General features: G+C 70.7%; 11 protein-coding genes and 2 pseudogenes. 3 read left to right on the forward strand and 10 right to left on the reverse strand.

What is annotated here, in order from left to right:
• Positions 1-4 precede the first annotated feature (4 nt).
• On the reverse strand, positions 5-889 hold the full coding sequence (locus tag CES90_RS26920) for a MurR/RpiR family transcriptional regulator (protein WP_189786678.1): 885 nt from the start codon (positions 887-889) through the stop codon (positions 5-7).
• A 148-nt stretch (positions 890-1,037) separates the two neighbouring features.
• Here CES90_RS26920 and CES90_RS26925 point away from each other — a divergent pair, with 148 nt between their 5' ends.
• Positions 1,038-1,829, forward strand: a complete 792-nt coding sequence (locus CES90_RS26925) for a sugar isomerase domain-containing protein (RefSeq protein ID WP_189786677.1) — start codon at positions 1,038-1,040, stop codon at positions 1,827-1,829.
• On the opposite strand, the gene CES90_RS26930 is transcribed toward CES90_RS26925, so the two are convergent.
• Complete coding sequence (locus tag CES90_RS26930; RefSeq protein WP_189786676.1) at positions 1,830-4,976, reverse strand: beta-N-acetylglucosaminidase domain-containing protein; 3,147 nt, start codon at positions 4,974-4,976, stop codon at positions 1,830-1,832.
• 76 nt (positions 4,977-5,052) lie between these two features.
• Entirely contained in the window at positions 5,053-5,907 is an 855-nt protein-coding gene (locus CES90_RS26935) for a class I SAM-dependent methyltransferase (protein WP_189786675.1), read from the reverse strand.
• 116 nt (positions 5,908-6,023) lie between these two features.
• Here CES90_RS26935 and CES90_RS26940 point away from each other — a divergent pair, with 116 nt between their 5' ends.
• Positions 6,024-6,821 carry a VOC family protein gene (locus CES90_RS26940; protein ID WP_189786674.1) on the forward strand — a complete coding sequence of 266 codons (798 nt, stop codon included), beginning with the start codon at positions 6,024-6,026 and terminating at the stop codon, positions 6,819-6,821.
• On the opposite strand, the gene CES90_RS26945 is transcribed toward CES90_RS26940, so the two are convergent.
• Entirely contained in the window at positions 6,802-6,960 is a 159-nt protein-coding gene (locus CES90_RS26945; RefSeq protein WP_189786673.1) for a hypothetical protein, read from the reverse strand. The genes CES90_RS26940 and CES90_RS26945 overlap by 20 nt on opposite strands.
• Positions 6,961-7,090: 130 nt before the next feature.
• Between CES90_RS26945 and CES90_RS26950 the strand changes: the two genes are divergently transcribed.
• The gene (locus CES90_RS26950; protein WP_189786672.1) at positions 7,091-8,320 is read left to right on the forward strand and encodes a PP2C family protein-serine/threonine phosphatase; all 1,230 of its coding nucleotides are present in this window, start codon (positions 7,091-7,093) and stop codon (positions 8,318-8,320) included.
• Between the two features lie 275 nt (positions 8,321-8,595).
• Here CES90_RS26950 and CES90_RS49920 read toward each other — a convergent pair.
• From CES90_RS49920 to CES90_RS26975, 6 genes and pseudogenes are all read right to left on the reverse strand, one after another.
• Positions 8,596-9,300 (reverse strand): annotated as a pseudogene (locus CES90_RS49920) (glycosyltransferase family 1 protein); the annotation flags it as partial.
• Positions 9,261-9,970, reverse strand: a pseudogene (locus CES90_RS26955) (glycosyltransferase family 9 protein); the annotation flags it as partial. The pseudogenes CES90_RS49920 and CES90_RS26955, both read right to left, overlap by 40 nt.
• 188 nt (positions 9,971-10,158) lie before the next feature.
• Positions 10,159-12,273 carry an NAD-dependent DNA ligase LigA gene (gene ligA / locus CES90_RS26960; protein WP_189786670.1) on the reverse strand — a complete coding sequence of 705 codons (2,115 nt, stop codon included), beginning with the start codon at positions 12,271-12,273 and terminating at the stop codon, positions 10,159-10,161.
• 74 nt (positions 12,274-12,347) lie between these two features.
• Positions 12,348-12,758, reverse strand: a complete 411-nt coding sequence (locus CES90_RS26965; RefSeq protein ID WP_189786669.1) for a VOC family protein — start codon at positions 12,756-12,758, stop codon at positions 12,348-12,350.
• 48 nt (positions 12,759-12,806) lie between these two features.
• Positions 12,807-13,199 carry a helix-turn-helix domain-containing protein gene (locus CES90_RS26970; protein ID WP_189786668.1) on the reverse strand — a complete coding sequence of 131 codons (393 nt, stop codon included), beginning with the start codon at positions 13,197-13,199 and terminating at the stop codon, positions 12,807-12,809.
• 60 nt (positions 13,200-13,259) lie between these two features.
• A complete protein-coding gene (locus CES90_RS26975; protein ID WP_189786667.1) occupies positions 13,260-14,705 on the reverse strand; it encodes a glyceraldehyde-3-phosphate dehydrogenase in 1,446 nt (481 codons plus the stop codon).
• Between the last annotated feature and the right edge of the window lie 179 nt (positions 14,706-14,884).

Here is a 14,884-nt window from a genome sequence, read left to right on the forward strand (position 1 = left end):
CGGGTCAGCGGGCCCGCCGGGACTTCACCGTGTGCTGTCCGGCGATGTGGTCGGTCAGCGCGAGGGAGGCGCTCGCCCGCTGGTAGGAAAGCTGGGCGACCCGGACGTAGAGACAGTCGATGAGCGTCAGCACCGAGTGGCGCGCTCCGATGCCCTCGGGGCGGAAGCTGGTCTCCGCGGAGGAGGAGATGAGGCGGATGTCGGCGGACCGGGCCAGCCGGGAGCGTGGGTCGGAGGTGAGGGCGACGGTGGTGGCGCCGCGCTCCTTGGCCAGCTGGAAGGGTTCGATGACCTCACGGGTCCCGCCGGAGTGGGAGATGCCGATGGCGACGTCCGCCGGTGTGAGCAGGGCGGCGGAGGTCGTCGCCGCGTGCACCTCGGTCCAGCCGCGCACGGCGCAGCCGATGCGGAACAGCCGGGTCTCGGTCTCCCAGGCGACCGCGCCGCTGCCGCCCACGCCGTAGACGTCGACACGCCGGGCGCGGGCCACGGCCTGGGCCGCGCGCTCGATGGCGTCCAGGTCGATCCGGTCGATGGTCTGCTGAACCGCCCGCAGGTCCGCGGTGCCGACGACCTGCACGACCCGCTCCAGGCTGTCGTCGGGGGAGATGTTCGGGCCGATCTCGGCCGTGCCCCAGTCGGAGGCCTCGCCCCTCCCGCGCTCCTGGGCCAGTTCGATCAGCAGATGCTGATAGGAATCGAGGCCGATGGCACGGCAGAAGCGGGTCACGGTCGCCTGGGAGGTGCCGGTGCGGCGGCCCAGCTCGGCTGCCGAGCAGTGGGTGACGGCGGCGGGATCCTCGAGGATCAGCTCGCCCACCTTCCGCAGGGAGCCGGCCAGCCGGGGCAGCTCGGTGCGGATCAGGGTCGTGACGTCGGTGGAGGGCATACAGAGAAGGTATCAGCCACCGATCTACCCACTCTGTGAATACCAGGACCGAGTAGACGGCTCATTGCCCGTGGCGCACGGTGTGTGATTTATTGATTCACAAGTGGAGATGTATGAGGTGGTTCAATCCACCAGTGGGGAGTCCCAGGTGTCCGACGAGTCCGCCGCCGGCGAGCCAGTGATCGAGCCGGTGAACGCCGAACGCTTCGCGCGTGAAGGCCTGACCGTCCTCCACCGCCTCACCGAGTCGGCCCGCGCCGACGTGACCCGCGCCGCCGGACTCATCGCCGACTGCGTACGCGCCGACGGCGTTGTCCAGGCCTTCGGCACCGGCCACTCCCAGGCCCTCGTGCTCGAACTCGCCGGCCGCGCGGGGGGACTGGTCCCCACCAACCGCATCGGCATCGCCGACCTGGTTCTCTACGGCGGCGACCACCCGAGCGTCCTCGACGACCCGCTCCTCGAACGCAAGCCGGGCATCGCCGCCCGCCTCTACGAACTCGCCGCGCCCCACCCCCAGGACCTCTTCGTCGTCATCTCCAACTCCGGCGTCAACAACGTGATCGTGGAGATGGCCCTCCACGCCAAGGAACAAGGCCACCGTCTCCTCGCGATCACCTCGCTCTCCCACACCCGCGCTGTCCCGGCCGGCCACCCGAGCGGCAAGAAGCTCGCCGACCTCGCGGACGTGATCCTCGACAACGCGGCCCCGAGTGGCGACGCGCTCCTCGAACTCCCCGGCGGCGGCGCGGTCTGCGCCCTGTCCACACTGACCGGCGTCCTGCTGGTGCAGATGGCGGTCGCGGAGGCCGCCGGACAACTCCTCGCCTCCGGCGACCGCCCCCCTGTCTACGTCTCCGCCAACGTGCCCGGCGGCTTCGAGGGCAACCTGGAGCTGGAGAAGCGGTACGCCGGACGGATCCGGCGTACCGCGAGCTGATCACTCCACGGGTACGGGCGTCAGTGCGACGGCCAGGGGATAGGCGCCCGTCTTCAGGGGCTCCTCGGCGGTGTTCGACGAGGTGTCGACCGGCACCAGGGTGTTTGCGTCCGCGGTGGTGACGTAGGCCGTGCCCCCGTTCCAGTCCAGGCCGACGTCGAAGGCGGACCTCCCGACCGTCACCTTGGTCCCGGGGGCGCCGGTCATGGTGTCGACCGGCGTGACGTGGTCCCCGGTACTGGGGCTGACCCACAGCGTCCGCCCGTCCGGCGACAGACCGAGCCCGTAGGCCTGGCCGGTGACCAGGAGGGTGGGCTCGGTGTCGTTCGTGGCGGTGTCGATCGGAGTGACCGTCGAACCGCCGGAGTTGGACACGTACACCCGCTTGCCGTCGGGCGCGGCCACGACGTTGAACGGGCGCGGTCCGACGGGGATCGCGGTGCCGGCCGTACGGTTCGCGAGGTCGACCGGACTGACCGTGTTGTCGTGGATGTTCGCCACGTACAGGGTGGTGCCGTCCGGTGTGATCGCCATGTTCTCGGGTCCCTTGCCGACCGCGATCGCCGTTCCCGCCGTGAGCGTCCCGGTGTCGATGGGCTGGACCGCGCCGTCGGTGTAGTTGGCGACCCAGAGCGTGGAGCCGTCGGGCGTGAGGGCGAGCCCGGCGGGGACCCGGCCCACGGCGACGCTCCCCGTGACCTTTCCGCTCGCCACGTCGATCACGCTCACGGAGTTGGCGCCCTGGTTGGCGGCGTACGCGGTGCGCCCGTCCCGGCTCACGACCACCTCACCGGGGTTGGCGCCCACCTTGATCTCCGTGCTCTCACCGGAGGACAGGTCCACCGAACTGACGGAGGCCCCGCTGAAGTTGGCGGTGAGCGCCCGGAACGTGCCGCTGCCATCGGTGACCTGGACGGGGATCGCCCGGCCGAGGACGCCGTGGCCGCCCGACGCCACCACGGAACGGACCCCGTCCGAGGCGCCCGCGCCGGCCGTGAACGTGACGGTCGCGGTGGCGCTGCCCCCTGCCGGAACGGAGACGGTGCCGCTCTCGGGCGAGGCGGTGACACCGTCCGGCACGGTCAGCTTCCAGGGGACCGAACGGGCGGACGCGGACCGCTCGTCGGAGAAGGTGAGGGTCACGGCCCGCGACTCGCCCGGTTTCAGGGAGACGGAGGCCGGGGTGAAGGACGCGTCGACACCGGGGTCGGGGGCGTTCTCCAGCATGGTCGTGTAGAGGAACTGCTCCATGACCCCCGGCGACACCTGCTGAGGTATGGCGTCCAGTGCCTTCCGCTCACCGCGCAGTCGCACGTAGTACCGCGACACCGCCTCGCTGTCGCCCTGCTTGTTGGCCAACAGCAGCTCGACGGCTGTCAGCCCGGCGTTTCCGTACGCCCCCAGCTTGTCGAGCCATGCCGAAGTCTCCGTCAGAAATCCGGGGTTGGCGAGATGCGCGCGCAACTGCTCGGGGGTCGCGGCCATGTCGGTGAAGTACGCCTTGAGCGCGGCGGCGGCCCGGTCCAGCCCGCTGTCCTGCTCGTACGCCTTCCGGAAGTCGGCGATGAGACGGGTGAGCGTGGGGGACTCGGTCGCGTCGAGCTGCGAGGAGTAGTTGTTCTCGGCGAAGATCCGCAGCCATTTCGCCGCCCGTGGTCCGGCGAGGTCGCGGACAGAGGCGAGGAACGCGGCGCGCGGGTCGTACGCCTCGGGGTTCCAGAGGTAGGTGGCTGAGGTGAACAGCGCCAGCCGGCTCGCCTGGCCCTGGACCATGGGGTTGGCGGTCACACCGACGGCGGCGCTCGCCACGCCCGCTTCCCGGCCGGTGTAGGGGCCGAGCAGAAGACGGCTGGTGATGTAGTCGTTCACCGGGTAGTTGTCCCAGACCAGGATCGGGTGGCCGTACACCGCGCGGGCCTGCTCCACCTGCTCGGTGGTGATCCTGGGGGCGATGACACCGACGCCGGTCCACTCCACGACCACATCCGGGTCCAGCTTCTCGCGCAGGGCCGTCTTGTACGGGGTGTCGGCGAGGTCGGAGTACTCGGTGGGGACCATTTCGAGGGGCTGGAGCCCGATGGGGGTCCCCCCGCTCGAGCGAAGCCGAGAGTGGGGGAGGCCGGCGGAGAAGGTCTGCCACGCCTCGTTGATCAGATGCGCCTGCGCGGTCCCGGCCGCGCCGCCCCCGCTGCCGAACCTCTCCTCGTCGGCGGCGCAGTTCCACTTCGTGTAGCTGATGTCGTCCAGCGGGATGGCGAAGGACCGCACCCCTATGTCGTACAGCGAGGCGAACTTGCGGACGAGCGCGGCGATGTCGTCGGCGGCGGAGTAGCAGACCGACAGACCGGGGGAGAGGGCGTAGGTGAGGCGGACGTGGTTGGCGTCGGCCCGGTCGACCAGTTCCGTGAGCTTCTTCAGCTCGGCGGCCGGGTACTCGTCCCGCCAGCGCTCCCGCAGATATGGGTCGTCCTTGGGGGAGTAGACGTACACGTTCTGCTTGGTGCGTCCGTAGAAGTCGAGTTGGCTCAGCCGCTCGGCGTGGGTCCAGGGGGTGCCGTAGAAGCCCTCGACCACACCGCGCAGTCGGGCGGCCGGCCAGTCGCGGACGGAGACCTCCGGCAGGCGCCGTTTCGTGATGAGTTGGCGGAGGGTCTGGGCCGCGTAGAACGTGCCGGTCGGGTCGGAGCCGGACAGGGCGAGAAGGGGGCCGCCGGACGTGCGCCCGGAGGCGAGGACGTATCCGCCGGAGGGCAGCCCGGCGGGGGAGGCGGCACCGAGCCGCTTCAGGGCGCGGCCGGTGTCCGCGTTCTCCTTCGGGCCGCCGACGTAGACGGTGAGCCCGGCCGGGGGCGGCCGGTGACCGGCGGGCACGGTGACGATCCGCTCGGCACCGGCCGCCCGCAACACGGCCTCGACGGCCCGGCGGGCGGCTGGGTCGGTGCCTTCGCCGACGACCTCGACCACCCGCTCGGGCACGGCCACGGACCCCCGGCCCGCCTCGAGGTGCCGAGGTGTCGGCCAGACCTTCGGCAACGGAGCCGACTCGGCCGCGGTCGCCAGGGGAGGAGGCGAGGTGAGGGAGAGGCCGAGAGCCAGCAACAGGGGCAAGGGCAGGCGTCTGCCCAGGACGTGGATGAATGAATTCATCGAAGCATGCTAGGGATGCCGAATCAATCATTCAACGGTGCCTGATACGGCCGGTGTGCGAGATGGGTCCGAGCCCTCAGCGACGCACCGCCCTGACGAGCCAGTAGCGGCCCAACAGCCGTACACCGCCGTCGTGTTGATACGCGCGGAAGGCGCCCACCGCTGCCCGGTGGGCACGTTCCTCCGTGGCGGTGTCCGCGTCCGCCTCGCGCAGCCAGTGGCGCAGTGGGCCGATGCCGAAGAGGAAGTCGGCGGCGTCCTCGGCGTCCTCGCCCCAGTACTGGGGCGCTTCGAGGCCCTCGATGGTCACGTCGTCGAAGCCGGCGGCGGTCAGTACCCGGCGGGTGTGGTCGGGGTCGGCGAAGGCGAGCGGGCTCGGGCCGGTGGCCTTGGACAGATCCGGCAGCCGTACGTGCTCCCCGATCGCCGCGAACACCGTGGACTGGTCCATGCGGTCGAACGACTGGGGGCAGACGAAGGCGAGCCGTCCGCCCGGCCGCAGCCCACGTCCGATGTTGCGGAAACCCTCGACGGGGTCGGCGAAGAACATCACGCCGAAACGGCTGACGGCGACGTCGAACGAGGATTCCTGGAAGTCGTACACCTGTGCGTCGGCCTGGACGAAGTGCGCGTTGTCGAGGGATTCCGCGGCGGCGCTCGCGCGTGCCCGTTCCAGCATGGGCGCGGACAGATCGATGCCCAGCGCGTACGCGGCGCGTTCGGCGGCGAGACGGGTGATACGGCCGTTGCCACAGCCGATGTCGAGGACGCGGTCGGTCGGCGCGAGGGCCACCGCGTCGAGGAGCGGGGCGTTGGCCCCGTCGTTGATGGCGTCGTAGCGGCTCTGGTGGTCGGCCCAGTGCCGGCCCTCGTACCCGTTCCAGGCGGCGGCCTGCTGCGCGTTCACGGAGTTGTCCGTCGGATTCGTCATGCCTTCATGGTGCCGCCCGCGTGTGGTCATCGGTGCCGCCCTCGTGCGGCCGACGGGCGAGTGTCAGTGCCCGGTGTCACGCTGGGTTCATACAGGATCAACGAAAGGCGACCGCCATGATCACCACTGACCTCGCGCCCGGTTCCCCCTGCTGGCTCGACCTCGGAGCCCCCGACGTACGGGCCGCCGCGGCCTTCTACGGCGCGGTGCTCGGCTGGGAGTACGAGTCCATGGGCGGGGGCGAGGAGTTCGAGGGCGGGATGTTCAAGAAGGACGGCAAGACCGTCGCCGGGCTCGGCAAACTGACCGAGGAGGGCGCCCGCTCGGCGTGGATGATCTACTACACGGTCAACGACGCGGACGCCACGACCCAGGCTGTGGAGCGCGCGGGCGGCACGGTGCGCGTGGCGCCGCGCGACCTCGACGACTGGGGCCGGATGGCGCAGTTCAGCGACCCGCTGGGCGGCCAGTTCGCCGTCTGGCAGCCGGGGAAGGACAAGGGCTTCGAGCTGGCGGACCAGCCGGGCTCGCTGTCCTGGACCGAGCTGTACACGAGCGACGCCGCCGGCGCGAAGGACTTCTACGGCGAGGTCTTCGGCTGGCGGTTCAGCGACATGGAGCTGCCGGGCGGCGGAGGCACGTACTCCCTCATCACCCCCGCCGATCTGCCCGAGGAGCGCATGCACGGCGGCCTCATGGAACTCCCCGAGGAGCAGCTCACCCTGACGAACGGGCGGCCGTACTGGCACCCCGTCTTCAACGTCACGGACTGCGACGCGGCGGTCGCCAAGGTCACCGGGAACGGCGGCAGTGTGCAGATGGGGCCGGAGGACGCGCAGGGCGTCGGTCGCCTCGCCGTGTGCCTCGACCCGTCGAAGGCGGACTTCGTGGTGCTCACTCCGGAACGGAGTTGAGCCGGGCCGACGTCCCAGGTGTCGGACGCACTCGGCCGTGCCGGAGAGGGGGGTGGACGCGGTCGACCACCGGGGAGAGTCTGTCCGCCTCGATGAGGGTGATGACGGCGAGCAGGTCGTCGCGGGTCGAAGTGCTCACCGGAGCCCCTCCGCATGACGCGGAGCCGCGCGTGACCTGCTGATTCCCCAGCGGTGACGGGACGCGCCGCAGTCGCCAGGGGCTCCTATGGTGGACTCAGGTACGGCGACGGACGCTGAGGCGGCGCACCATGGCGGATACGGCGATCGACTACGCGGCGGTGTTCCAGGCGCTGCCGGGGATGGTGGCGCTGCTGACCCCGGAGCTCGTGTACGCGGACGCGAACGAGGAGTTCCTGCGGCTGTCCGGCCGGACCCGTGAGCAGGTCGTCGGCCGGTATCTCTTCGACGTGTTCCCCGACAACCCGACCGACCCGGCCGCCAGCGGCATGCGCAATCTCGCGGCCTCCCTGACTCGGGTGGTGGACAGCGGCGAACGTGACGCGATGGCGCTGCAGCGGTACGACGTGGAGTCGACGCAGCGGCCGGGGGAGTGGGAGGTGCGGTACTGGAGTCCGGTGAACGCGCCGGTCCTCGGCCCCGACGGCAGCGTGGTGCTGCTGATCCACAAGGTGGAGGAGATCACCGAACTGATCCGTGCCCGCTCCCGCCGACAGGGCGACCGGGCCCGGGTACTGGAAGCCGAGCTCTACACCCGGGCCCGTGAGCTGCAGGAGGTCAACGAACGGCTGCGCAGGGCGCACGCCCGGGAACGCGAGGTCGCGCTCGCGCTCCAGAAGGCGATGATGCCCTCGCCCAGCCCCGTCCGCCACCACCGTGCCGCAGTGCGCTACCGGCCGGCCGTCAGCGCGCTCAACGTGTGCGGCGACTGGTACGACCTCGTCGACCTGCCCGGTGAGGACCGGATCGGCGTAGCCGTGGGCGACGTCGTCGGGCACGGTCTGGCCGCCGCCTGCGCCATGGGCCAGCTGCGCAGCGCGCTCAGCGCCGCGTCCCTCGTCGCGGCCGGCCCCGCCCAGGCGCTGGACGCCCTCGGCCTCTACGCCGACTCCGTCGAGGGCGCCGAGAACACCACCGTCGTCCAGACCTGCATGGACTGGGCGACCCACACGATCACCTACAGCAGCGCCGGCCACCCACCGCCCGCACTGCTGCGCCGCGACGGCACGGTCACCTTCCTCGACCAGGCCACCGATCCACCCCTCGGAGCCCGTCCCGAACACGTGCCCCGCCCTCAGGCCGCCGTCGGCTTCACCGAGGGCGACACCCTCGTCCTGTACACCGACGGACTCATCGAACGCCGCCACGAGGACATCGACACCGGCCTCACCCGCCTCGCCGCCGCCCTCACCCGCCACCGCCACACTGCCCCCGAACCCCTGGCCGACGCCCTCCTCCTCGACCTCCTCCCGCCGGACGGCGCCACCGACGACACAGCGCTCGTCATCATCCGGCTGTGACCCTGTGACCCTGTGACCCTGTGACCCTGTGAGCCCGTGACCCCGTGAGCCCGTGAGCCCGTGAGCCCGTGAGCCCGTGACCCCGTGACCCCGTGACTCTGGGACTTCCCCGTGACCCCGTGAGCCCGTGACTCTGGGACTTCCCCGTGACCCCGGGGACACCGGCTGCCGAACGGGACCCGGCCAACGCCCGGAACGGTGAGCCGCGGCGCCTCTCGTGCAGCGCTTCGAGCGCCTCGGTCGTGCCAGGGACGTCGCGCATGCGCCGACCGGCGAAGACCGGATCCGTCGCGCCGGACGGGGTGCAGATACAGCCGGCAGCGGGCCATCGCCGGGTGCAGTTCGCCCTGCGGCAGGTCCCGGCCGCGGCAGCGTCCTGCGGGCAGCCCCAGATGGTCGGCGAGTCCGCGCGTGCGCATGCCGAAGACGTCCAGCGGCGCGATGCGCGCGAACCGCGGCAGCAGGTCCGTTCCCGTCGTCCGGCCGCGCCGCACCGGGTCGTTGACGACGACGGCCGTACGCGGTTCCGCACCGGTCCACAGCGGCCCCGGGTCGATGACGTCGTGCTCGATCACCTCGGTCGGAGCACGGCCGTTGTCCCACATCAGCCGATTGAAGTGGGTCACATGGACAAGGGTGACGTCGGTCCGGTCGGCGAGGGGGTGGCGGGTGCCGACGGCGGACTCGTGCGGGCTGTTGTGCTCGACGTACACGGCCGGTACGTCGACGCCGGGCCGGCGACCCGTCCACCGCTCGGGCAGTGCGAGCTCGTGCGGCCGCTGAAGCACCATCAGGTCGATGTCCGCCTCGCGCAACCCGGCCGGGCTCACCTCGCGCACCGTCTCCGGCCACCGCCAGGTCCGCGCCCGGCCCAGCCCGTCCGGACCGCGGTCGGGCGTCACGGGCACCAGAAAGGTGTACGGGCCCTGGACGAACGACGTCAGCCATGAGACGTGCACATGCCAGACAAGGATGTCCATGGGCTCTCCTGAATCAGTTTCCGCACCGCGAGCACCACGTCATGGCCCGTGACCTCGGCGAGGCACGGATGACCCGGCACGGGACAGTGCCGGGCCCTGCTGTCCGCGCACGGGGCGTGCTGGGCACCGAGGACCACGCTCGGCACGCCGTACGGCGCCCACCGCTCCGCCGGGACGACCGGCGCGAACAGGGACACCACTGGGGTCCCGACGGCCGCCGCCAGATGAGCGGGACCGGTGTTGCCGCACACCACGACATCGACGCGGTGACCTTCGTCGGCGAGCGACGCGACGGCCTCGGCGCAGCGTTCGGGGCTCCAGACCCGAGCCGGTGCGCTGGCGCCGGGGTGGACGACCACGCACGGGCCGTTCCCCGTCAGGGAGATGGTGTCCGGCGGCGGTACGACCCGCAGCAGGCCCGAGTCCCCGGGACGCGGCAGGAAGCCCATGGCCGCCGCTGTGTCGAGCGCGGCCTCGACCTCGTGCCGGCCGGGCAGCCGCCGATGGCGTACGTCGAGGAGGCGGCCGGGCTGGTCGACGCTGTCGGCGCACCGATCCGCCCGACGCCGGCCAGCCGCAGCAGCAGGGCGGTGGGCAGCGGGCTCTGATGGAACGACGTGAGGATCAGGGCGACGTCGAACGCCGCTGCCCGCAGCCGCTCCACCAGCCCGCCACCGCCCACGCCAGACATGGCGCCAGCGCGGCCTTGCCGGCCCGCACCACCAGATCCCGCTCGCGCCCCGGCGCCGCCCACGCCCGCCGAACCGCCCTGCGGACAGCCCGACCGTCCCGCCGCACCGCTGCTGTCGCTCGCCTCGCCCAGTCCATGGGACAGCAAGTGCCACATGGCGGGCGACGTCACTCCAGGAAATCGGCGACGAGGGTGGCGAACTCGTCCGGGGCGGCGAGGCGGATGCCCAGGGACTCGGCCTTGGCCCGCTTGGATCCGGCGTTGTCACCGGCGACGACCAGGGAGGTCTTCTTGGAGACGCTGGAAGAGGCGCGGCCGCCGGCGCGTTCGATGAGTTCGTTCATCTGGTTGCGGCTGAGCTTCTCCAGTACGCCGGTCATCGCCCCCGTGACCACCACTGCCATCCCGGCGAGCGGCCCACCCACCGGCGCGGCGTTCTCCGCGTCGGAGTCGGAGTCGGAGCCGGAGCCGGAGTCGGCGGTCGCCGGGGCGGGCGGCGTGGCGCCCGGCTCGGTCATGTTCACCCCGGCCGCGGCGAGCTTGTCGATGAGCGGGGCCAGTTCGGCGAGCTCCGCGACGATCGACGGGGCCTTCTCGGTGCCGATGCCCTCGACCTGCTGTATCGCGGCGGTGTCGGCGGCGCGGATGTTGTCCATCGTGGCGAAGTACCGGGCGATACGGCGGGACATGGAGCGCCCGGTGCCGCGGACGCCCAGCGCGCACAGCACCCGTGACAGAGGCCGCCCACGGGCCGTGTCGAGCGCGGCGAGGAGGTTGTCGGTGCTGGTCTCACCCATCCGCTCCAGTCCGAGGAGCTGCTCGCGGGTGAGGGCGAACAGGTCGGCGAGATCGGCGACCAGACCGGCCTCGACGAGCTGCACGATACGGGTGTGGCCGAGCCCTTCGACGTCCAGCTGGTCGCGGCCGACGGCGTACGAGAGGGAGGCGACCAGGTGGCAGTTGCGGCCGTTCTCGCAGCGCCAGCGCTGCTCGCCGGTGTCGATGCCGGAGCCGCAGCGCGGGCACACCTCCGGGAAGACGATGGGCTGTTCCTCACCGGTGCGCAGGTGGGCGACGGGGGCCTCGACGCGGGGGATGACGTCACCGGCGCGATGCACCATGACGTGGTCGCCGAGGCGCAGATCGCGGCGGGTGATGTCGGCCGGGTTGTGCAGCGTGGCGTAGGTGATGGTGGAGCCGTCGATCTCGACCGGCTCCAGCACGCCACGCGGTGCGATGATGCCCGTGCGGCCGACGTTCCACTGCACCTCCAGCAGCCGGGTGATCTTCTCCACGGCCGGCAGTTTGTAGGCGATTGCCCAGCGCGGGGCGCGTGAACCGGATCCGGCGGCCCGCTGGTCGGCGGCCAGGTCGGCCTTGATGACGATTCCGTCTATCCCGAAGGGCAGTTCGGCGCGCAGCGCGGCGATCTCCTTCACCCGGGCGAGGACCTGCTCGACCGAGTCGGCGGTGACACCGGGCACCGCCGTACTGGCGGTGGTGTTCACGCCGAGTTCGGCGGCCCGCGCCATCAGGTCGCTGTGGGCGAGCTCCCCCAACTGCCCGGCGAATTCCTCCTCCGTGCCGGGCAGCGCCAGCAGCCCGTAGCCGAAGAACGTCATCGGCACGGTGTAGGCCCGCTCCCGGGCCCGCAGGGTGCCCGCCGCGGCGTTGCGCGGATTGGCGAACGGCTGCCCGCCGTGCGCGGTGCGCACCTCGTTGGCGTACTCGAACTGGGCGGTGGTCATGAGGACCTCGCCCCGCACCTCCACGGTGACCGGCTCGGCCAGCTCGCCGGGCAGGCCCTCGATGGTGCCGATCGCGTGCGAGACGTCCTCCCCGGCCGTCCCGTCGCCGCGAGTGATCAGCCGCGTGAGACGGCCGTGGGTGTAGCGGGCGGCGACCGCCAGGCCGTCGAGCTTCGGCTCGACGCCGAACCGCTCCACGTCATGCCCGATCCGCCGCGCCAACGACGCGGTCCACGCGGTGAACTCCTCGGCCGAGAACACATTGTCCAGGCTCAGCATCGCCACCGTGTGCGGGACGTCCCCCTCCACCGCACCGCCGGCCACTTTTCCGGTCGGTGACCCGGGCAGTATCTGGTCGGGATGCGCGGCCTCCCACTCCGCGATGCCGCGCACCAGCCGGTCGTAGGCGTCGTCGTCCAGTACCGATGTGCCCCCCGTGTAGTAGGCGGCCGAGGCCTTCACCGCGTCCTCGACCGCCTGCGCGTAGGCGGCGGCATCCGCGATCACTGCTGCTGATGTCGTCATGCCGATCATCTTGCACGCCACCACTGACAACGGCTCTGACCTGCGAAAACAGGTCAGGGCCGGGAGAAGTGGGGCGGGTTTGCTCAGCCCCTCGGCTGGGTGAACCGGATGCTGTTGCCGAACGGGTCACGCAGCCCGCAGTCGATGCCGTACGGGCGCTCGGTGGGCTCCTCGGTGAACTCGACTCCGAGGCCCCGCAGGTGCTCGTAGGTCTTGCGGCAGTCATCCGTGCTGAAGATGAGGTGGCCGCCCATGGCGCCCTTCGTCAACAGCCCGCGGACCTGCTCGGCCGTCTCCTCGGACAGCGCGGGCGGACCCGGCCTCTCCAGCAGGATCTGGCGCTCCGGATGGCCGGGCACATTGACGGTCAGCCAGCGCATGAAACCCAGGTCGGCATCGGTGTTGACCTCCAGGCCGAGCTTGCCGACGTAGAAGTCGAGGGCCTCGTCCTGGTCGAGAACGTAGATCTGCGAGTGCGTGATGGCGGTGAACATGTGCCTCACGCTATCGAGTGGGCCGGAAGAAAACTTATCCAAAACTGCTCAGCCGTTCGGTCGCATCCACGCCTTGGCGAAACAGGTCGGCACGGCCACGGGCAACGCCTCCTTGCGGTACTCCCTTGGGGACCGGCCGACGATCTCGCGGAACGTGCGGCTGAAGGTGCCCGGGCTGCCGAAGCCCACCTCGAAGCAGATGTCCGTCACACCGCGGTCGGTCTCCCGCAACAGGAACATCGCCCGTTCGACGCGGCGGCGCTGAAGGTAGCGGTGCGGTGTCTCGCCGAACGTGGCCCGGAAGGTGCGGGTGAAGTGTGCTTCGGACACATGCGCGATCCGGGCCAGGGACGGAACGTCCAACGGCTGGGCGTAGGAGCGATCCATGGCGTCCCTGGCCCGGAGCATGCGGCGGTTGGACTCTTCTGCGGCGCGACTCACGGCGTCATCACACCACGTTTCTCCAACTGCCAACTGCCAACCGCCAACTGCAGTTGCCGATCAGACCGCCGGAGACGGGTACGTCGGGTACTCCACCCCGGAGACGTGCTGCACGACGCGGATGACCTGGCAGGAGTAGCCGAACTCGTTGTCGTACCAGAGGTAGAGGATCGCGTTGTCGCCGTCGACCTTGGTGGCGCCGGCGTCGACGATCGAGGCGTGGCGGGAGCCGATGAAGTCGCTGGAGACCGCGTCCGGGGCCGTGGTGAAGTCGATCTGACGCTTCAGCGGCGAGGTCAGCGAGACACCCCGCAGATAGTCGAGGACCTCCTCGCGGCTGGTCTCCCGGCCGAGGCGCAGGCTGAGGATGGCGATCGAGACGTCCGGCACCGGGACGCGGATGGAGCTGCCGGTGATCGGGGCCTTGAGGTCCGGCAGCGCCTTGGCCACGGCCGACGCGGCACCGGTCTCGGTGATGACCATGTTGAGCGGCGCGGAGCGGCCGCGGCGCTCGGACTTGTGGTAGTTGTCCAGCAGGTTCTGGTCGTTGGTGAACGAGTGGACGGTCTCCACGTGGCCGCGCAGCACGCCGTACTCGTCCGCCATCGCCTTCAGCGGCGGCACGATCGCGTTGGTGGTGCAGGACGCGCAGGACAGGATCTGCTCGTCCGGCTTGATCGTGTCGTGGTTGACGCCGTGCACGATGTTCGGGATGTCGCCCTTGCCCGGCGCGGTCAGGACGACCTTGTCGATACCGGGGCGCAGATGCTGCGACAGGCCCTCGCGGTCGCGCCACTTGCCCGTGTTGTCGATGAGGATGGCGTCCTTGATGCCGTACGCCGTGTAGTCGACCTCGGACGGGTCGCCCGCGTAGATCACCTTGATCTCGTTGCCGTTGGCGACGATCGTACTGTTCGCCTCGTCGACGGTGATCGTGCCCTGGAACTGGCCGTGGATGGAGTCCCGGCGCAGCAGCGAGGCACGCTTCACGATGTCCTGATCGCCGCCCCCGCGGACGACGATGGCGCGCAGCCGCAGACCATTGCCGGAACCGGACTTCTCGATGAGGAGGCGCGCGACGAGGCGGCCGATGCGGCCGAAGCCGTAGAGGACGACGTCGCGTCCCTCGCCGCCCTCGATCTTGTTGACGCCGGTGGCGCCGGCGACGGCCTCGGCGGTGAACGCCTCCACCGTCAGACCGCGGTCGTCGGCCTTGTGGAGCGCGGCGAGCATGCCGATGTCGATCTGCGAAGGGCCGAGGTCGAGCGTGGTGAGGGCCTGCAGGAACGGCAGCGTGTCGGTGACCGACAGCTCCTCCCCGGCGATCTGCCGGGCGAACCGGTGGGTCTTCAGGATGCTGACCACCGACTTGTTCACCAAGGAGCGGCTGTGCAGCAGGACGGTGACATCCCGCTCACGATGCAGCTTCCCGATGATCGGGATCATCGATTCCGCGATCTCTTCGCGGTTCTTCCAGTTGGTGAACGAGTCCTCGTTGACAGTCACAGATTTATCTTTCGAGCTAGGCGGCGCTCATATGCTAAGCGCTCACCGTTCGGATCACGCCACCGGGGTACCCGGTCCCGGTGGCGTGATCCTCCGGCGATGCTCAGGAGAGGCGCCAAGCCACGGCGTAGGGCTGGAGGGCGATGACAGGTCTGCCGGAGCCTCGGCAGATCAGGGAC

The organism is Streptomyces capitiformicae, from assembly GCF_002214185.1.
Taxonomy (GTDB): Bacteria; Actinomycetota; Actinomycetes; order Streptomycetales; family Streptomycetaceae; genus Streptomyces; species Streptomyces capitiformicae.